Genomic DNA, 20857 nt, shown 5'->3' with positions numbered 1-20857 from the left:
ATGCTCCAATTTGCTATTAGTGGCTATAGGTAAAACCTAAATAAACCTGACGACCAAAGTACTGGGTAGTACCGGTGATGTTTTCATTGCCAAAGTAACTTTGGGTTGGTTCATCAGTAAGGTTATTAACCTGTAGCAACATGCCAAATGAGTCTGTAAATTGATAAGAGGTTTGAAAATCGACCACGGTCTCGGCATCAAAATTAACCACTTGCTCATTGATCGCCACTTGCTCTGAAACAAAGTCTGAGCGGTAACGCACATTAAGGCGGGTTTCAAAATTATCTAAGCTGTAAAATAAAGTGCCGTTTAACACGTTTTTAGACAAACCAGGTAAACCTTGTGTAACCGTTTCACCACCTAAGCTGGTGATAGATTCAACTTCGCTCTCGGTGTATGAATAGCTACCGTTAAACCCAAGGCCATCAAACGGCGCGGGTAAAAACGAAAATACTTGCGTGTAGGCAAGTTCAATACCGCGAATATAACCGCCATTGGCGTTATTTACCGCTGTTGTGTAAGTGCCGTTAGTTGTGGCAACTTGCTCACCACTGACTGGATTTTCTATATAGTCAGGGACGTTAAAACCATTACCTTTAAAGTCAAACCCTTCAATGGCGATGGTATCGATAAACGAATCGATGTTTTTATAAAAACCTGCGATCACTAGCGCACCATCTGACTCATCAAAATAATGCTCGTAAGAGATATCGTATTGGTCGGCATAAAATGGTTTTAAGAATGGATTATTGGTACTTGAGCCGTTAATTTTGCCGCTGGTTTTATCAGCCTGCGCACTGGCGTCCCCAGCTAGGCGATTGATCGGTGGACGCGACATTACTTTAGCCGCCGCAAAGCGTAATTGCGTGTTATCCGTTAGCTGAAAGTTTAAATTAAGGGATGGCAGATAATCGGTATAAGTTGTGCCAAGTACATTAGGTAAATAATTTTGATTTATGATGCCGATACTGTCGGTAATGTTTTGTGCACCGAGTGATAAATCACCATTAACATTTTCTAAAATAGTGGCCGATTGGTCGGTATCAACACGGCGAATACCAATATTACCCAGTACCGGCATAGTACCAATTTCAGTATTAATATTAAGCATGGCGTACGCTGAAAGCACTTCCTCATATACTGAGCCACTTTGTAACATGGTCCATGAGTAGTTAGTGGTATAGCCTTGTGTATCAGGTATTTCATCACCATCAAGATCGACAACGCCATCGGCGTTACCCCAGGTTTTAACTGGCTCCGGTGCGCCTTCAGGAAACCAAGCATTAAGCGCTTTGTCTAAATCAATCGCCAAATATGATGGGAAATAACTAAAGTCACCTTCCCAGTCAACAACATTTACCATGTCATTGGTTAAACGCAGTGGCGGCTCACTCACTGAAAAATCACCATCATTACCGTATTCAAATACTGAGCGGTTATTGCTGTATTCACGATCTGAATAACGCGCGCCAAATTCAATAGAGCTAAACCAGCTGTTATTCAGCTCGTATTTAAAATCAAGGCGATAAGCGCTTACTTCATCTTCATTTTGATAAGGGTAAATACCGTATTTACTAACCATTACTCGGTCGATATCGCTAAATGCAGCCGCTTGATTAAAGCCTACATCAGGTAAATTTAAACCATTAAGTTGGTAGTTTATTGATACGTTTTTTATCTAACACAGGTTCTTCGGCTGAGGCGTCTTCGGCAACCAACGCCCACAATAAGCCATTGCGAAAGTTACTTTTAGCCCGTGACAGCGACACATCAACATTAACGTTTAAACGTTCTGTCACTTGCCAATCGGCGTTAACACCGTAGCTATCTACTTCATCAAAGTCTTGGTTATCATCATTCACAATTTCAACGCGAGTGTAGCCTTTTGAAGTACGATTAACAGAGGCACCAACTACTGAATTTCCCTCTAGCTGAGCGTTTGTATAAGTGGCCGTTGGGCCACCTAATTTCACTCGTAACCCACGGGCAAATGACTCAGTATCAAAGCGTGATAAAAACACGTCCCCTTTTAATTTAAAATTATCCACCGGTGCCCATTCAATCGCCGCCATATAACCGTTACGGGTTTCTTCTCCACCTAAATGCTGAAGCTCAAAACCTTCGCTGATATACTCATTTTCAGGTTTAAGTTCGGGGCCATTAGTATCATTTGCAACACCATCAACGTCTTTATTATCGTTATAGGCAAGGCCAATAAACTGTGTTGCTACGCTGGGTTGAAATAACCGTGCATAACCAAGTGCGACACCTAAAGTATCGTCAAGATATTTACCTTGATAGGAAAAACTAATGCGGTCGCCAAACTCAGTGGCATCGTTCACCTCTGACGCTCGGTCGTTGTACATACCTCTGGCGTTAACCACAAACTTATGTTGCTGATCATTATCAAGCGGGCTAGCTGTTTGCAGTTCTACCGTACCTGCAACACCACCTTCGATAAGCGATGCTTTTGGTGATTTATACACGGCTGCTGAGCTGATCAATTCAGACGGATATTGGTCAAACTCAATACTACGGCTGCCACTAGTTGATACCTGTTCACGGCCATTTAAAGTTGAAAATACAAATCCACCGGACATACCGCGAATGTTGATTTCTGCCGCCTGCCCGCCGGTTCGTACCGCTGAGATCCCGGTAACCGAGTGAGCGCATCAGCCATAGATACATCAGGCAAAGCACCTAAGTCATCCGCCGATAACTGCTCAGATACCGTATCAGTAAAGCGTTTTTGATTAAGTGATTGGATTAAACTACGACTAAAGCCACGCACTTCAATGACTTCAAGATCTTCTTCTAGTTGTGGTTTTTTTACGGTACTTTGCGCGTCACTTTCAACCGCAGCTAATACACTGCTGGCTGCAAACATTGCGAGCATTAACGCACTTAGTTTGAATTTCCCCATGAGCTTTCTACCCTATTGATTTTATAATTGTGTGCTGTTTGTTTTGAAATTATGGATAAAATAAAACCAATAAAGTGTAACTAAAAAGTAAAATAAGTGTGATGAATACGTATGCAGCAGTAAGGGCAATAGCTAGCAAGGTGAGGAACTTAGTTTAGAAGTGCTGCGATCATGTAGATAACGTAAAATAAATCGACTGACTAACGGAATAACTCAGTCATAAGCCACTATTACACAGGTGAATTAGAAATTGCTAAAAACAGCTTTAAAGGGAAGTAGTAAGGATTAGTTAAGTTTAATAAACTACACCATTAGCACCACCCTTATTGCTAGACCAATAAAAATCACCGCTAATATTTTATCAAACCATGGGGATGATTTAGTAAAAGCAAAGCGCTTCTTTGAAAGCTCTGTCAATGCTGCAACAATCAGATACCAGCCAGTATCAATAGTAAAAACCGTTAAGCACATAATCAAACCGACCTTAAAACTGAGATTGGCAGGATCTATAAACTGTGAAAACAGGGCTAAAAAGAATACCGCTAATTTAGGATTTAGAAACGCAATAGCAAAGCCGTCTTGCAAGGCTTGTTTTGCACTGCCACTTTGCTGAGCCACTTTTAACTCACTATTACTTGGTTTGGCTAATAAGATTTTAACCCCTAAATATGCCAAGTACGCTGCACCTAAGTAAACTAACACTTGATACACAGTAGGAAATTGCAACATTAGTGCACCGAGGCCAAGTAACGATGCTGCAGCATAAAAACCGACGCCAACACCATGACTCAGCGCTGCCAACATGCCGTTCTTCATACTGCCATGAATGCTGTGTTTTAACACCACAGCCAAACTTGGCCCAGGAGACATTGCACCCATCATACAAATGGCGACTAAGCTTAGCCACAGTGATAACGTCATTTATATTCCTTATAGTTCTTCATTTTCAATAAGTAAGATGTATGCATAAACTTGGCCGTATAATCCTGTAGAGGCGCTAACATTTATTACTTTCCAGCCATCTTGGTTTAATTGATAAATTCGCTCATTAAGTGCGTCAATATCAATACCGCCTCTAAAAAAGCCACGCTGCTTTTTAAACTCAATTATTTTCTGCATGGCTGTATCGCTTATAATTGATACTCAAAATCATAAATGTGTATACCTGCTTCGATGCGAATTGCCATTTTTCCGCTAAGGCCTGCAAGTTCATTACTGCCAGAATCTGGCACCACGTTTAAAATTAATGAATCTTGGCCTTTATCCATAGTGCCAAAATGTTGCAGCACAAAGCTGCCTTGAAGACCTGCAAGTGTGCCAACTACTTGTTCAATTGCCACATAACCGGCACTGCCTTGAGTTGCGGTCATGGCACTGAGCATTTCGCCAGTGCTGGTTGCATCAAGCTCACCTGTAAACGTTTTATCAATCGACATACGACCCAGGTTTACGCCATCAATGCCCTTTGCATAACCTTCAATAGGATTGAGTTTAACGTTAAATTCGCCCGTTACTTTTTCAGTTGTCATGGTTAGTCCCTTAGTTAGTTATTGAAATTATGATTTAAGTAACCATATCTATACCCTATTCATCTAAAAGAATCCACTATGAGCAATAGTAAAACCGAGCAAAAAGACAAAGCTGCTTTTAGTAGTTTAATTCCTATTTTTCAGTTTATTAAGCCGTATAAATGGGTGGTTTTTGCAGCTCTTGCAGCATTACTTGTTACTGCCGGGTTAATTTATCATTGGGCCAAGGAGTTAAATTTGTTATTGATCACGGCTTTATTGCGGGCTCTCAAGAACAATTAAAACAAGCCATAATCGTGCTAATTGGCTTGATCAGCTTATTAGCCATAGGAACATTCAGCCGTTTTTATTTAATGTCATGGATTGGTGAGCGCGTCAGTAATGATATTCGTAAAGCGGTATTTGATCGCATAGTCACCCTGCACCCGAGTTACTTTGAAGAAAACCGCAGTGGCGAATTAATGTCGCGCTTAACAACCGACACCACTTTGTTGCAATCAATCATTGGCTCGTCATTTTCAATGGCACTGCGCAGCGCTCTGATGCTAGTCGGTGGTTTAGCCATGTTGTTATTTACTAACTTAAAACTCACTTTAGTTGTAGTTGCCTGTGTGCCGCTGGTGTTAGTACCCATGATGATTTTTGGTAAAAAAGTACGCAAACTTGCCAGCTCCAGCCAAGATGCGATTGCCGATATCAGCACTTATGCGGGAGAAATAATTCAAAATATTAAAGTAGTGCAAAGCTATAGCCACGAACAACGCGAACAACACGCTTTTGCACTAGAGACCGAAAAAGCCTTTAACGTTGCGAAAAGCCGCATTAAACAGCGCTCATTTTTAATTGCTGCAGTAATATTTTTGACCTTTAGCGCAATTAGCGTGATGCTGTGGATAGGTGGTAGTGATGTACTGGCAGGCACAATGACTGGCGGTGAGTTAGGTGCATTTGTGTTTTACGCCATTATGGTAGCGATGTCGGTAGCAACCGTTGCTGAGGTATATGGCGAGCTACAACGTGCAGCGGGCGCTGCGGCGCGATTACTTGAACTGCTCGCGGTTAAAAGTGAGATCACGAACCCTACAGCACCACAAGATCAGTTATTACATAACAACTCTAACGCTCCAGCCATTAGTCTTGATAAAGTAACTTTTAATTATCCATCGCGTCCTGATGTGAGCGCCTTAAAAACTATTTCATTAACGATTGAACAAGGCCAAACAGTAGCAATCGTTGGTCCGTCAGGTGCTGGTAAAACCACGTTATTTGAATTACTACAACGCTTTTATGACCCTGCCGGTGGCGACATTAAGTTTCATGATATTAATATCAAAGATCTATCCCTTAATACACTCAGAAACAGCATGGGCATGGTGGCACAAAACCCGATTTTATTTAGCTCTGATGTGATGCATAACATTCGTTATGGCAACCCAGATGCAAGCGACGAACAAGTATATGCTGCCGCTAAGCATGCTCACGCGGATGAATTTATTGCACAATTACCTAACGGCTACGAGAGCTTTTTAGGCGAGCAAGGGGTGCGCTTATCAGGCGGCCAAAAACAACGAATTGTATTAGCAAGAGCAATATTAAAAGACCCAGAAATACTGTTACTCGATGAAGCAACCAGCGCTTTAGATGCGCAAAGTGAGCATCATGTACAAGCTGCGCTTGAACATTTAATGCAAAACCGTACTACGCTTATCATTGCCCACCGCCTCGCCACAGTAAAACATGCTGATATGATAGTGGTAATGGAGCACGGAGAGATAATCGCAACAGGTACTCATCAACAATTGCTAGCGAGTAATCCACTTTATCAAAAATTATGTGAGCTGCAGTTTAATAGGGATTGAAGCGGTAAGCGGTAAGCGGTAAGCGGTAAGCGGTAAGCGGTAAGCGGTAAGCGGTAAGCGGTAAGCGGTAAATAATCTCAATCATTTGCTTAGGTAGCAAATGATTGAGATAAAACATTAACCTTTAGTATTTGGTACAATTTGAACTTCCACGCGGCGGTTTTGCGCGCGGCCGTTGGCGCTGTCATTGCTGGCAATTGGGCGAGTTTCGCCGTAACCACGTGTACTAATACGCCCAGCTAGAATTTGCTGATTCACTAAGTAACCTTTCACACTCTGCGCACGCTGTTGCGATAACGTCATGTTGTAGCTATCTTTACCTGTGCTATCGGTATGGCCTTCAATACTTAAATAAGTTTTTTCGTACTTATTCATCACTTTAGCAATAGCATCAAGGGTGTTATGAAAGCCAGATGAAATATACGATTGGTCGGTGGCAAAAGTTATATTAGCTGGCATCACTAAACGTAAGTTATCGCCTTCACGCACAACTTCAACACCGGAGCCGGCTAACTCATCACGAAAAGCCGCTTCTTGTTTATCCATATAGTCACCAACCGCAGCGCCGGCTAGTGCGCCAATAGCGGCACCAATGAAGATACGTTTATCATCATGATCTCCGGTTGCCTTACCAAGTACTGCGCCTGTAGCTGCACCAATACCAGCTCCCATTCCTGTGTTGGTGGTCTCACAACCCGTTAATAATAATCCAACAATAGTCGCTGTTAGTAATGGTTTGGTTAAAGTCATGGTATTTCCTTGGTTATTAATTCTTTCATTAACAGCTAGTATGCAAACATTGTAATGAACGAAATATGAAGAAGATGTTAAAAGCTCAGCGCTTGCTCGTTAAGAGGAGGAAGTTCATAGGGAGCAATTAATGTATTTAGCTGACCAGTGGCAGCCATTGTTTTCATTAGCGCATCAACCTGCTGCGCTAATGGGGTTACTGAAAACTGTTTACTTAAAGCGAGATAACCATAGATTGTATCATTAAAACGATACTGCATTTTAACCAGTTTATTGGCTGGCTGATTCAGCACACTCATAGCATGATCCGCGGTATCTTCAACGGCAATAACTAAATCTGCACGCCCTTTCAATAATAGGTTAATAGCTGTGCTTTCTGTTAAAACAGCTATTTTAGTCAGTTCATCGTCTTCATCAAAACGTTTGAAATGTACGGCACCTCGCATAATCGCAATTTTTTTACCATATAAATCGTCATAGTTGTTGATTTGTAATTGGCTATCTTCGCGTGCATAAAATACAAATGACGAGGTTAAAACCATATAAGGTGGGGTTACAAATTGCATTACTTGCTGACGCATAGGTGTGAGGATCAAACCTCCCATCGCATTAACTTCGCCTTGCTCTAACATTCTTACACAGCGTGAAAATGGGCAACCAACCAGCTCTAACTTAAAAGGAAGTTGCTTTTTCATCTCCCGAAAAATATCAACAATCGCGCCTGATACTTCACCATTTTGATTAATTTGGCTATACGGTGGTGCATGATCCACGGCTAACGATATTTTTTGCACAGCCGCATTAGGTTCATTTGCAGCATAGGCATAGTTTATAAAGGCAAAAATTATAAAAATATAAACAATAAATCGCATAACTACTTAACTTTAACAAAGCCTTTTTTACATTGTAGACAGGTACAAAGATTAAAAACCATAAAATTGTCACGAAATTTTGTCATACTAAGCTGTTACGGCAATAAGAAACGAGAGAATTCATGTTACTAGCTATTTTTAAGCAGTTTTTTTTACTTGGTTGCATGAGCTTTGGCGGGCCAGCTGCACATTTAGGTTATTTTAAACGTCATTTTGTTGATAACTTGCAATGGCTCAATGCTCAACGTTATGCACAACTAATCAGTCTTAGTCAGGCTCTGCCTGGACCTGGGTCTAGCCAAGTGGGTTTTGCTATTGGTGTGGAGCGAGCAGGCGTATTAGGCGGTATTGCTGCTTTTGTTGGCTTTACCTTACCTTCCTTTTTGATCATGGCTTTATTAGCGATTAGCGCCCACCAATTTGATGCTATTTACTTTGCAATAGTTGCCGGTTTAAAACTATTTGCCGTAGTAATTGTGGCCGATGCTACGCTGAGTATGGCAAAAAGCTTTTGTACTAGCTGGGTACTCAAAGCGCTTGCTATGTTAAGTACCTTAGTGCTGATCTTATTACCGAGCCTGAGCAGTCAAATATTGGTTCTATTAGCAGCCGCTGCTATTGGCGCAATATGGCCATTGCTTAATCTAGCTCAAAGTAATCAAACAGCAACTAAGCAGCGCACAGTTAACTGGCCTGCACTCATTCTATTTGCACTATTATTGCTAGTGAGTTTTGTCCCACTAGGTTCTCAATTTGCAGATTTTGCACCCTTTTATCAAGCTGGGGCTATGGTTTTTGGCGGCGGTCATGTGGTATTGCCGATACTTCAAGCTGGCTTACCAAGTTTAAACACTGAGCAATTTTTATCAGCTTACGCCAGCGCACAAGCGGTGCCTGGGCCAATGTTCACCATTGCTAGTTATTTAGGCGCAGAGCTTAATAGCGAGCAGCCGCTTGTTGGTGCGGTGATTGCAACCTTACTGATTTTCACTCCTGGTTTTTTATTAATGTTAGCATTTCAAAAAAGCTGGCTGCAATTATCTGAACGCCCCCGCTTTGCCAGCTGTATTGCCGCGCTTAATGCCGCTGTGGTGGGTTTTTTAGCGGCTGCATTGTATTCACCAATTTGGACATCCGCAGTTCACAACATTTGGCATATTGTGATTGTTGTTGCAGCTTTTGCATGGCTAAGGTTAGCAAAGCCACCTATTTGGTGGCTATTAATCGTATTTGTTAGCCTTGGCCTACTTCAGTATTATTTGCCACTTTAATGGTAGGTTTAATAGCGGTTGGGGTGATTGCTGCAGGACTAAATTGCCCCGAGACACTTTGATAAGCTCGTAGGTCAAAAATAGGTAATACCGCAAGTAGATGATCCATGATCTCTGCTTGCAGATGCTCGTACGATATCCAGCGCTTATCTTCACTAAAACAATAAAACTCTATCGGTAGGCCATGATTTAACGGTTGTAACTCCCGCACCATTAATGTCAGTGACGTGTTTATTTTACTGTGCTGCTTTAAATATCCTTCAGCATAACGACGAAATAACCCTAAATTTGATACCGGATCAGGTAAGGTATTCATCTTAATATATTCTTTTAACGCGATAGTTTGATAAATCGTTTTAGTCAGCTCGTCATCAGCTAAACGAATGCTATTCATATCTATATTGAGTGAGCGCTTGATCCGACGACCTCCAGATTCTTGCATACCACGCCAGTTTTTAAATGAGCCGGCCACCAGCATATAAGTGGGGATAGTGGTGATAGTGTTATCCCAGTTTCGTACTTTTACGGTATTTAACCCAAGGTCAATTACTTCGCCGTCAGCACCATAGTTATCTACTTGGATCCAATCACCATAGGTTACTAAACGATTTGCTGCAATTTGAATGCTGGCTACAAAACCTAATATAGTGTCTTTGAATACTAACAAGGTCACCGCAGCAATTGCCCCGAAGCCTGAAAGAATATAGGTTGGCGATTTTTCCAGTACGATACTGACAATCAAAATCACACAAATCATAAAGGTAATAAGTTTTACTACTTGGATCAGCCCTTGAATCGGCACTTCGCGAGCAAACTCTAGTTGGTTATAAATGCCACCTGCAATACTTACTATGCTGCTGATGATAAAGCCAACATGAATAATTAATAAAGTTTGGCCAATCGTCTTCAGCACTTCAGCAGCAAATTCAGTAACTGGATAAACACTATCAAATGTTGCTAAGAATAATACACAGCACAACATCCCAGCAAAACGACGGTTAAGTTTTGTCAGCATAGGCGCCAATAGCCCAATTCGCTCAGGAGAAAGTTTAGTCACCACCTTTTGAATACCTGGTAGCATTAAACGGCGGGTAAATAAATACACCACTAACAGCGAGAACACACCAATTGCAGTGGCTGTAAGAGAACTGAATAATACTGTGTCAGGCATACCCTGAAACCAAGGCTGCACAAATTGCTGTAAATGAGTTGGAGTCGTCATGATAATTCTAATTCCTTGCTGCGGGAGGCTCAATAACAGTCATTTTAGCTATATTGATTGTTGCTTAACACTGTAACAAACCCAAAACCAATACAAGCTTAACAGTACTGATTTGGGCCGTTACCTATTAGCATTTGCGACTATGACTTAAGTTTTTGCTCAAACTCGCTAAGCTGTTGTTCTTTCTCTTGCCATAAGCGATTTAATTCTGATTGAAAACGTACTCTAAATTCAGAATCTCCCGTGTAATCACCTATCAACTCTTGGCTTACCGGCATCACTTCTACATGAATATTAATTTGTTTTACTCGTCCACTGGCAAAATCCATAAACGTAGGAATGCCCTCAGGATACTGAATAGTGACATTTACCACTTTAGAGATTTGCTCACCCATAGCTTGCATCACAAACGCCACCCCACCCGCTTTAGGTTTGAGTAAATGAGGAAACGGGCTATTTTGACGCGAATGTTTTTGCGCTGTAAAGCGAGTACCTTCAACGAAGTTAACCACACTCACCGGCATTTCTTTGAACTTTTCACAGGCTTTACGGGTTGTTTCTAAATCTTTACCACGTAATTTAGGATTCTTTTTTAATTGGCTTTTGCTGGTACGAGTCATAAAAGGGAAGTCGAGCGCCCACCAACATAGCCCCAGAACAGGAACGTATATCAATTCTTTTTTCAAAAAGAAGTTTAAAAATGGAATTTTACGATTAAACACACGCTGTAAAACTAAAATGTCCACCCAGCTCTGATGATTGGCAATCACTAAGTACCAGTCTTTTAGTTTGAGCTCTTCAAGGCCGGTAACACTTAGCTTGGTTGGTGTTAATAACTTTTGATTTAACGTATTAAACGTAACCCAAATAGAGGCGCATTGCTTAGCTGTCCAACTCATTAACTTTTGTAACGGTTTGATAGGGATAAGTTTAATTAGGCCACAAATAAAAATGGGAACAAACCAAATTAGTGTATTTATGGTGTAAAAGAAAATACTAAAAACACAACGGATCCAAGACATTACTACTTAATTCCTTTCATTAAAACTGTTCGGCAATTTAGAATGCAATACAAGAGTATCGCAATTAATCTTCAAAATATGTATACCCTTCAAGGCCCGCATTTAGCTCAGCTAAATACTGCTGCTTAATAGAGTCACTAATGTCGAGTTGCTGTACTGTGGTAGCAAAGTTATCCGAGAAAATATCGCTATCATAATCAACAAACTTTAATACATCCTTAACGCTATCACCCTTGATCGCATTGGTTAGTTGATAACCTTGTTCGGTGAGCTCTACATGGACTGAATCAGTATCACCAAATAAGTTATGTAGATCACCTAAAATCTCCTGGTAAGCTCCCACCATAAACATCGCAATGTGGTATTGTTGCCCAGGTACATATTGTGGAATAGGTAAGCTTGTTTCGATCCCTGCTCCCTCAACATATTCACGAATTTGCCCATCTGAGTCACAGGTAATATCTTGAATGATAGCGCGTTGCGTTAACGGCTTATCAAGGTTTTCAATCGGCATTACCAGGAATAATTGCTGGATCCCCCAGACATCAGGCAATGACTGAAACAATGAAAAATTCACAAATAATTTGTCGGCTAATTTTTCGTTTAAATCATCCAGTACTTCACGGTGAGCACGCGCATTGCTTAATGACGCTCGCACGCGATGCAAAATAGTAAAATACAGCTGCTCTATTTTCGCCCACTCCAACATACTTACTAAACCATGTACGTATTGGTCGTGCGCTTCACTAAATAAGTGCATTGCATCATGGTAAATTTCTAATGCCATACGCGGGTTTAAACGCTGTAAACATTGCCACATTTCATCTAACACTAACGCACTATTTGGCTCAGGTGCACTAGGGTTGCTGTGATTTGGTGCTTGCTCAACATCAATCACATCGGTGATCAACACTGCGTGGTGAGCAGTTAACGCACGGCCTGATTCAGTAATAATAGCCGGATGCGCTAAGTCATGCTGTTCGCACACTTCAGCAAACGCATTCACCACATTACGAGCATATTCCTCTACTGTGTAGTTCATGGAACAGGCACTGCGCGAGCCAGAACCTTCGTAATCAACGCCTAAACCACCACCTACATCAACGGTATTTAATGGCACACCTAACTGGCTTAATTCTGCAAAGTGGCGTGAACATTCACGTAAAGCACGATGAATATCGCGAATATTGGCAATTTGTGAGCCTATATGAAAATGCACCATTTGCATTAAATGCAACTTATTGTGTTTTTTGAGTACTTCAACGGCCGTTAATACTTGCCCAGCTGTTAAGCCAAATTTACCTTTTTCGCCACCGGTATTTTGCCACTTCCCTTTACCCACTGAGTTTAAACGGATGCGAATACCAATGGCAGGCTCGATGCCTAGATCTTCAATCTCGGCTAATAACGTTGTTAACTCAGATAGCTTTTCAACTACGATTTTAACTTTATGGCCCATCGCTTGGCCAATACATGCTAAACGTAAAAACTCACTGTCTTTGTATCCATTACAAACAATAGTGATCGGTTCTTTTGCCACACCTAAAATTGCCATTAACTCAGGCTTTGAACCGGCTTCTAAACCGACTAAGCCACTTGGGTGCGCCAATAACTTACTTACTACTGAACGCTGCTGATTTACTTTGATCGGATATACGCAAGTATATTGACCTTGGTAGGCACGGGCATTGCGCGCGCTACTAAATGCGCTGGTCATAGTATCTACACGATTTTGCAAGATATCGGTAAAGCGTACTAATACTGGTAACGTTAAACCCTGCTTTTTAAATTGTTCCGTTAACTCGGTTAATGAAATAGCGGCTTTCGTTTGATCGCCATCTGGGAAAGCAACCAGCTCACCTTGGCTATTAATATCAAAGTAACCATCGCTCCAATGAGCAACGTTATATGTAGAGCGTGCTGTATCTAAACCCCAAGTCATGGCAAATTCTTCTATAGTTAACAAGTTTCGCGGAATCACGCATTTTAGTACGTCATAACCCTCTACGCTAACAAAAAATGACCTTTAAGCCAAAGCTAAGATAAAATATATTCGCTATACTGATAAAATTTCATTGAGCAAAACGCCAAGCACTGGCAGAATTGCCCCTTTTTCATACTCAACTCAAAAGTGTAACTAGCGACATGGCAAATTTAGATCAAAGTAAATGGTTTACAGAAATCAGTGAACGTGACGGCAGTGCGTTTTCTATGCGCATCAACAAAAAGCTAGAAGAACAGCAATCGCCTTTTCAAAAAGTCGAAATGTACGAGACAACAGACTTCGGTAATCTAATGATTATTGACGGTTGTACGATGGTAACTAGCCGTGAAAACTTTTTTACCATGAAATGATCAGCCACCCTGCACTACTTGCACACCCAAACCCAAAAAATGTAGTTATTATTGGTGGTGGTGACTGCGGCACTTTACGTGAGGTACTCAAGCACCGGGCGTTGAGTCTGTTACACAAATCGATATCGATGAAGTAGTGACGCAAATGTCACTTAAATACTTCCCTGAGTTATGTGAAGCAAACCAAGATCCCCGCGCTACAGTAATGTTTGACGACGGTATTAAATACATGCGTGAAGCTGCAGCAGAATCAATCGATATCGTGATTGTTGATGGCACTGATCCAGTCGGTCCAGGTGAAGGTTTGTTTAACCATGCCTTTTACACGAGCTGTTTAAATGCACTACGCCCTGGCGGCATTATGGTACAACAAAGTGAATCACCGCTTATGCATATGCCATTACTGGTTGAAATGCGCGATGCGATGACTGATGTAGGCTTTAACGACTTACAAACACTGCCATTCCCACAACCTATTTACCCTAGTGGCTTATGGTCAGTAACACTTGCTCGTAAAGATGAAGCATTCGCCGGTTTTAGAGAAGACGCAGCAGCAGAGCTTGCGCAAACTACAGAGTATTACAATAATGGTATTCACCATGGCGCATTAGCAACACCGAACTTTATGAAGCGCGCTTTCGAAAAAAAGTAAACGTTATACCAATCGTTTTAAGTTACTGACCATTTATAGCGACAGAAAAATACAGTGGTAACAAGGCAGAGATTTTGACATGTAGTTGTTCTCGGCAATTGCTCCTGCATTGCTCTATCTCTTGCATCCATGCAGTCGTACATGAAAAATTACTAACGCAGTTAGCGCTTTATTTAGCGCGCTAGAATGGTTAAATATTTAAGTCGATTGGTATTAGATACTAACAACGCAAAAAAGGGTTCTCTCGAACCCTTTTTTTTGCCTACAGCAAACAATTAAACTTTAAAGCGCTGCACTAGGCGGCTTAATTCATCGGTTAATTGGTTCATTCTTACCGCAACTTCTTCAGTTGAACGTGCCAGCTCGCCACCTTGCATGGTTTGATCGTTCAATGATGATAAATTATGACTGATTTCTTCAGCTACTGCTGTTTGCTCATCGGTAGCTTGGGCTGTTTGCATAGCCATATCATTCACTTTTACTGATGACTCTTGCATCGCATTAAGTACATCATTGGTTTGCGTAAACGAGGCTACGGCTTCATCTGCAAAGCGTTTGCCACCATTAATTGCCGTTAAAGACTGCTCGACACTATTGGCAAACTGCTCAACCATTTTTTGAATATCGTTGGTACTTTCTTGAGTGCGCGTTGCCAAGGTGCGTACTTCATCGGCGACCACCGCAAACCCCCGCCCTTGTTCGCCAGCACGCGCCGCTTCGATAGCAGCATTTAGCGCAAGTAGATTAGTTTGCTCTGCAATCGCGCGGATCACTTCCAGCACTTTAGCTATATTATCAGAGCTTTGTTGCAGTTCGGTTGATTTGTTACTGGCATGTTCCATATTTTCAGATAGCGCGACTATTTTATCACTCGAATTAGCCACAGCCGTTAAACCTTGCTTAGCCAGTTGCTGTGAGTTATCAGCTTCTTTTGAAGACTGCTGCGCCACATTAGCCACTTCGCGACTAGCAACACTCATTTGATGAACCGCACTGACAATTGATTCTGATGCTTGGCTGAGTTTTTGAGTGATCTGATTATTTTGATTTGCGAACTGACTTAAATCAGTACCTAAATGGTTAAGCTCATTAGCTTGGCCTAAAATATCACGGATCAGTTGCTGCAAATTATCTAAAAAACGATTAAATGCCGTTGCCAGCTCGGCAAATTCATCTTGGCTTTCTATCGCTATACGTCCTGTTAAATTACCATCACCAGAGGCAATATCATTAATTCTCGCAGTCACGTAATGCATTTGCTTCGTTAACTGACGTGGGATCACATAACTGAACCAAGCTGAAATGGCTAACAGCACCACCACCATAGTCAGTAAAAACAATTTCGTTGTAGTTATCTTCTCAAGCAATTTTTGTTTTTCTTGTTTCGACGTCAACTCAGCTTGTTCACCTGCTTTATCTAAAATATCGCGCAGCGCTGCAAACTCTGTATTGGCCTGCTGATTTTTTTGCTTGTTTTGCGGGTCGTTGATAAACGCGTTTGATGCTGATAACCATTTTTCAAAGGCACTATCAAAGCCAGTAAACTGCGTCGTTACTTGCGGGTAGGCTGATAAGAAATGTAAATATTGATTAAAACGATCGGTCACTTGCTGTGCGTTTTCTTGATGATCTTGCAGTTCTTCGGCATTACCTATCTTATTGGTTACTAAGTGTAATTCAGCTACTTTAGCTTGGTAGAGATCACGATCACTATTAACCACTACTGAAATAGCATTTAAAAATCGCTCAGATTGTGCTTCTAACGCATCTTTTTGTAAGTTAATTAAGTGCGTGTAGCCTGCTATCAGTACTATTATCGCAATCCCAAGTAACACAATTGGCAGCGAGCTCTTGATTCGAATACTCTGTAAGTTCATTTTTCACCTTTGCATAAAATACAACATCAGCCACACCTTAATATAGTTCAAACTATCTGAATTACCATTAAAAGCGCCACTGAACATTTAAGCTAATTTGTTGCTGTGATAGGTTTTTGGGATTATTCATCGCCATGCGATTATCTGCTTGGCTGTGTAATGCAGAACCTTCAATCCCTAGTTGCCACTGCGGCGTTAATTGATAACGCCAGGTCGCGGTTATACCTTCACCTTCACTGGCATTAGGATCAAATTGCCAGTCGTCATGATCGGTTACCTCAAAATAATCATAACGCATTGAAATACGATGCTTGGCCATTTTATGACTTACTAATACAAAGTGACTATAGAAGCTATTATTTACACCGCGTTTAGCACCCATAGCGGTAGTGCCCGACATCATTTGCGCAATTAAGCGCGTATTCGCAGTAAATTTATATAGCCACGCGACGCTGCTAAAACGAGTATCCCATGCATATTGCCCAGTACTTCTATTTAGTGCTGCAGGATCGCCATTATTATCGTAATAATAAAAACGAAATTGTGATTTTTTTAAATAATCCCAGTGAATTCCTGCATAATAACCAAAGCGCCCATCAACCTCTTCAAAGGGCAATACCTGATTTGCCTGATACTGAAGTGCGGTGGTATTAAATGAAGCGATTGGTGCAAACGCAATACTTTCATTAAAGGTCGTTTGGCGGTCATGCATTGCAAAGCCACGCCAAGCTAATAATGTTCCTGCAGGATCATTACCTTTAAATGTCGCGCCAACCAATGCAAAGCTATGGGTACTGTTAAAGCTGCGCCCTGGTCGCTTGATAGTGGCCTCAACCCCAACGGTACGTACCTCTTCACCTATCCATGAGTTTATTGCTGAGTTAGTGTAATTATATGGTGAAAGCCAGCCCATATCTGGATTTTCTAATGATAATAACGGGTAAAAACCACCTACCCGCAGATGCCATTTATAGTTACTCGCTGTTAGCGGCTTATATTGCAAATATGCTTGGCTAAAACCTAAAGTCGGCTGCGGATCTTGATAAGCATTAATAACCCCATGTGCTGACCAAGCGGTGGTTAAATCAGTTCTAAAATCAACGACTCCCTGAGAGAGAACAATGCCATCATTGTCACTATCGTACCGGTATAGCCCTACGCCACCTTGTTGCCAACTTACGTATTGATCACCCTGAACTGCACTTAGTTGCACTAAGCCCTTTACTTGTGCAAAAGCATTGCACGTTAATGTTAGCCCCACTACACCTAGGTAAAAGCAAGCTTTATTCATAATCGTCAAATTCATCAACGCCCACCGCAACACGAGAAATAATCGCCTGTTTTATTTGATAAACAACCGGCGCACTAGTTAGTGAAATGGCTTTGCTTTCAGTTTTGCTGATGTCACTAAATTCGGAGTGCCAAATATTGAGTGTAAAATCTCCGGCCTCAAGCGTCAGCTCAATTTGTCCTTTGTCATTGGTCATTGCGTAATACGGACTATCAACCACCACAATATACCCCAACATCCAATCATGAATATTACAGCCTAATTCAACTACGCCCGTTTGCTCAAAACTGATCGGATCCTGTGGTTGCTCTCGGTATAGCTTTAGCTCAAACGATTTAGCTTTGGAAAAAGAATACACGTGGTGCATGATTGAATCTGCATTTGGAAACTCAACTTGAGCATTTTGCGGTACCACCAACACATGGGGAATAAACTGCCGGTCTTTTGAGTCATTATAAAGGGTGTAGTTGGCGCGGGGAATTCAACACTTTTATCCGCAGGCGTTAACCAGACGACGGCATTAGCGAGCGGTTTTTGCTGTTGATCATTAATGGTGATAGTACCAGCGTAACTATTAAAACCATTAAACACAATGAAAGAATGAAGGTCTGCTTTAACATTTTAATATCTTCTTATTTAACTTCATTCATTATAAACCAATTAGATTAATCTTTTGTTAATTATATTCTGTTAAAAATATCTCGTTAATTATTTTTCAATATTTAACCTAAGCTAACTAATGAGCTGAATACGTATGCAGTCATCTCGTAATCTAGGCCCTTGCGCTTTATGCTAAATGCTTCAATTAGGTTACACCTCAAGGAACAGCTATGCGATTACCTTTGCTACTTCTGCTTGGACTTTCAAGTGCTTGTTTTGCTAAAGACGCGACGATTCAATCCCCAAACGGAAATATAACAATAACCATTTCGGATCAGCAAGCTACACCAAGTTATAAAATCAGCTTTAACGGCAAAGATGTTATTGAAAATTCAGCTCTTGGCTTCGAATTTAAACAACAAGCCGCCTTTGCTGAAGGTTTTACAATAACCGACGTCAACAACTCCCAACATAACAGCCAATGGCAGCAACCTTGGGGTGAACGCCAAACTATTATAGATAAACATAATGAGCTCGCGGTTACGTTTAAAAAGCCAGCGCCACAAGGCGGCACTTACACGGTTCGTTTTCGAGCTTTTAATGATGGCGTCGGTTTTCGTTACGAAGTACCTAAACAAGCTGGATTTGAAAATATTGAAATCACTAAGGAGCTAACCGAATTTGCAATTAGTGGTGCGGATAAAGCCACCGCATGGTGGATCCCAGCTCGTGGTTGGAACCGTTATGAATATGTTTATAACACCACTCCACTGCAACAAGCTGCTCTTGCGCATACTCCATTTACCTTTAAAAACGCTGATGGCGTCCATGTGAGCATTCACGAAGCTGCATTAGTTGATTATGCAGGGATGGTGCTCAATCAACGTCGTCCAGGGACTTTACAAGCCGACTTAACGCCTTGGTCTGATGGTGTTGCGGTTAAAAAAAACGGCGCATTTAATACTCCGTGGCGCACCATTCAAATTGGTGACAAAGCCGTTGATTTGATCAACTCAGATATTATTTTAAACCTCAACGAACCAAATAAACTCGGTGATGTATCGTGGGTTAAACCAGGTAAATATGTCGGTATTTGGTGGGGCATGCATATCAATGAGAACACTTGGGGCAGCGGTGAAAAGCACGGTGCGACCACCAAAGAAACCAAGCGTTACATGGATTTTGCAGCTAAATACGGTTTTGATGGGGTACTTGTCGAGGGCTGGAATATTGGCTGGGATGGCGACTGGTTCTTCAATGGTGATGTTTTTAGTTTTACCAAACCTTACGCTGACTTTGATATTGCAGAGCTAACTCGCTATGGCAAAGAAAAAGGCGTACAGCTGATTGGCCACCACGAAACGTCTGGCAACGTAACCAACTACCGCAACCAGATGGAAGACGCCTACGCACTGTACGAAAAATCTAACGTTAGCCAAGTAAAAACAGGTTACGTAGCAGATGGCGGCAACATCAAACGCATTGATGAAAACGGCATTGCTCGCCATGAGTGGCACGATGGCCAATTTATGGTTAATGAATACCTACACAGCGTGCAACTGGCTGCAAAACATAAAATCAGTATTAACACCCATGAACCGATAAAAGACACAGGTCTGCGCCGTACTTATCCGAACTGGATAGCCCGCGAAGGTGCTCGCGGCCAAGAGTTTAATGCATGGGGCACACCGCCAAATCCACCAGAGCATATTCCAATGCTCGCCTTTACACGTATGTTAGCTGGGCCAATGGACTTTACACCGGGCATTTTTGATATGAGTTTTAATGGATTAGGTGGTGATACAAATCGTCCACAAACCACACTTGCGAAACAACTCGCGTTATATGTCGTAATGTATAGTCCAATCCAAATGGCCGCTGATCTTCCGCGTAACTATTTAGCCAAACCGGACGCATTTAAATTTATTCAAGACGTACCAACAGATTGGCAACAAAGTATCGCACTAGCGGGTGAGGTTGGCGATTACGTGGTGTTTGCTCGCAAAGAGAGTAAGCGTGATAACTACTCTGGTAACGACTGGTTTTTAGGAGCAGTAACCGATGAGCAAGCTCGCAGCATAGAGATAAAACTCGACTTCTTAGAGCAAGGTAAAAAGTTTGAGGCACAAATTTATCGTGATGGTAATAATGCTGAATGGAAAAACAACCCATACGATTTAAAAATCGAAAAGCGCATAGTCACAGCTGCTGATAAGTTAACGCTTAAACTTGCCACCAGCGGCGGCACAGCAATTAGATTTAAAGCTTTATAATAGCGCGAAGTCGATAGTGAAAATAGGAGGCGTGAGTTTCTCTCGCGTCTTCTTTTTAATAAACAACCGGCAAATAAAGAGCTTCCAATTTATACTGTTAACGTATGAGTTAACCCTTAAAATAATTGTTCAATGCTACAGTTCATGACTTCATTAAACTGTTGGCATCATCATTACTGCGACCAAAAGCAACTATGCTTATATTGATGGCTCTGTTGTATCACCCCCTGAAAATACCTAACACATCCTATAAATAGCACGTGAAATACCGTGTAATAGTTTTATTTCCATTATTGCTCTACTTTTACAGATTAAAAAGTTAGTTAATTAGTAACAGTAGGAATACCAAGCATGGCTGTGA

The 20857-nt window shown here is 41.5% G+C and carries 13 protein-coding genes and 3 pseudogenes; 4 read left to right on the top strand and 12 right to left on the bottom strand.

Translation table 11 applies throughout. From position 1 onward, the window contains the following. Nucleotides 1–16: 16 nt before the first annotated feature. From P4S61_RS09995 to P4S61_RS09980, 4 genes and pseudogenes are all read right to left on the bottom strand, one after another. Nucleotides 17–2923: pseudogene (locus P4S61_RS09995) on the bottom strand (TonB-dependent receptor). A gap of 303 nt (nt 2924–3226) precedes the next feature. After that, a complete protein-coding gene (locus P4S61_RS09990) occupies nt 3227–3844 on the bottom strand; it encodes a LysE family translocator (protein WP_145241971.1) in 618 nt (205 codons plus the stop codon). Between the two features lie 9 nt (nt 3845–3853). Next, complete coding sequence (locus tag P4S61_RS09985) at nt 3854–4042, bottom strand: hypothetical protein (protein ID WP_145241973.1); 189 nt, start codon at nt 4040–4042, stop codon at nt 3854–3856. 11 nt (nt 4043–4053) lie between these two features. After that, entirely contained in the window at nt 4054–4452 is a 399-nt protein-coding gene (locus P4S61_RS09980) for a DUF3224 domain-containing protein (protein ID WP_145241975.1), read from the bottom strand. A gap of 78 nt (nt 4453–4530) precedes the next feature. On the opposite strand from P4S61_RS09980, the pseudogene P4S61_RS09975 reads away from it, so the two are divergent. Further along, nucleotides 4531–6311, top strand: a pseudogene (locus P4S61_RS09975) (ABC transporter transmembrane domain-containing protein). A 117-nt stretch (nt 6312–6428) separates the two neighbouring features. On the opposite strand, the gene P4S61_RS09970 reads toward P4S61_RS09975, so the two are convergent. Continuing rightward, nucleotides 6429–7061 (bottom strand): OmpA family protein, encoded by a 633-nt coding sequence (locus P4S61_RS09970; protein WP_149983073.1) that lies wholly within the window; start codon nt 7059–7061, stop codon nt 6429–6431. 77 nt (nt 7062–7138) lie between these two features. Continuing rightward, a complete protein-coding gene (locus P4S61_RS09965; RefSeq protein WP_182830562.1) occupies nt 7139–7933 on the bottom strand; it encodes a substrate-binding periplasmic protein in 795 nt (264 codons plus the stop codon). A gap of 122 nt (nt 7934–8055) precedes the next feature. Here P4S61_RS09965 and chrA point away from each other — a divergent pair, with 122 nt between their 5' ends. Beyond that, nucleotides 8056–9204 carry a chromate efflux transporter gene (gene chrA, locus P4S61_RS09960; RefSeq protein ID WP_149983071.1) on the top strand — a complete coding sequence of 383 codons (1149 nt, stop codon included), beginning with the start codon at nt 8056–8058 and terminating at the stop codon, nt 9202–9204. Here chrA and P4S61_RS09955 read toward each other — a convergent pair. The 3 genes from P4S61_RS09955 to speA all read right to left on the bottom strand — a co-directional run bounded on the left by P4S61_RS09955 (nt 9167) and on the right by speA (nt 13390). Next, complete coding sequence (locus P4S61_RS09955; protein ID WP_182819951.1) at nt 9167–10426, bottom strand: mechanosensitive ion channel family protein; 1260 nt, start codon at nt 10424–10426, stop codon at nt 9167–9169. The two genes, chrA and P4S61_RS09955, sit on opposite strands and share 38 nt — an antisense overlap. A gap of 140 nt (nt 10427–10566) precedes the next feature. After that, complete coding sequence (locus P4S61_RS09950) at nt 10567–11448, bottom strand: acyltransferase (RefSeq protein WP_182719103.1); 882 nt, start codon at nt 11446–11448, stop codon at nt 10567–10569. A 64-nt stretch (nt 11449–11512) separates the two neighbouring features. After that, entirely contained in the window at nt 11513–13390 is a 1878-nt protein-coding gene (speA, locus tag P4S61_RS09945) for a biosynthetic arginine decarboxylase (RefSeq protein ID WP_337118212.1), read from the bottom strand. 203 nt (nt 13391–13593) lie between these two features. On the opposite strand from speA, the pseudogene speE reads away from it, so the two are divergent. Beyond that, nucleotides 13594–14455, top strand: a pseudogene (gene speE / locus P4S61_RS09940) (polyamine aminopropyltransferase). A gap of 275 nt (nt 14456–14730) precedes the next feature. Here speE and P4S61_RS09935 read toward each other — a convergent pair. From P4S61_RS09935 to P4S61_RS22940, 3 genes are all read right to left on the bottom strand, one after another. Further along, nucleotides 14731–16332, bottom strand: coding sequence for a methyl-accepting chemotaxis protein (locus P4S61_RS09935; protein WP_182732332.1), 1602 nt, complete (start codon nt 16330–16332; stop codon nt 14731–14733). 67 nt (nt 16333–16399) lie between these two features. Continuing rightward, nucleotides 16400–17623 carry a hypothetical protein gene (locus P4S61_RS09930; RefSeq protein ID WP_182779260.1) on the bottom strand — a complete coding sequence of 408 codons (1224 nt, stop codon included), beginning with the start codon at nt 17621–17623 and terminating at the stop codon, nt 16400–16402. Next, nucleotides 17616–17990: a hypothetical protein gene (locus P4S61_RS22940; RefSeq protein ID WP_442961558.1), complete on the bottom strand. Its 375-nt coding sequence runs from the start codon at nt 17988–17990 to the stop codon at nt 17616–17618. The genes P4S61_RS09930 and P4S61_RS22940 overlap by 8 nt, the downstream gene beginning before the upstream one ends. Before the next feature lie 463 nt (nt 17991–18453). Between P4S61_RS22940 and P4S61_RS09920 the strand changes: the two genes are divergently transcribed. After that, a complete protein-coding gene (locus P4S61_RS09920; protein WP_337118211.1) occupies nt 18454–20496 on the top strand; it encodes a glycoside hydrolase family 97 protein in 2043 nt (680 codons plus the stop codon). Nucleotides 20497–20857: the final 361 nt, after the last annotated feature.

This window comes from Pseudoalteromonas sp. B160 (genome assembly GCF_037162485.1).
In the GTDB taxonomy this organism is placed as follows: Bacteria; Pseudomonadota; Gammaproteobacteria; order Enterobacterales; family Alteromonadaceae; genus Pseudoalteromonas; species Pseudoalteromonas rhizosphaerae.
This window is presented reverse-complemented; position numbering and strand designations above follow the sequence as displayed.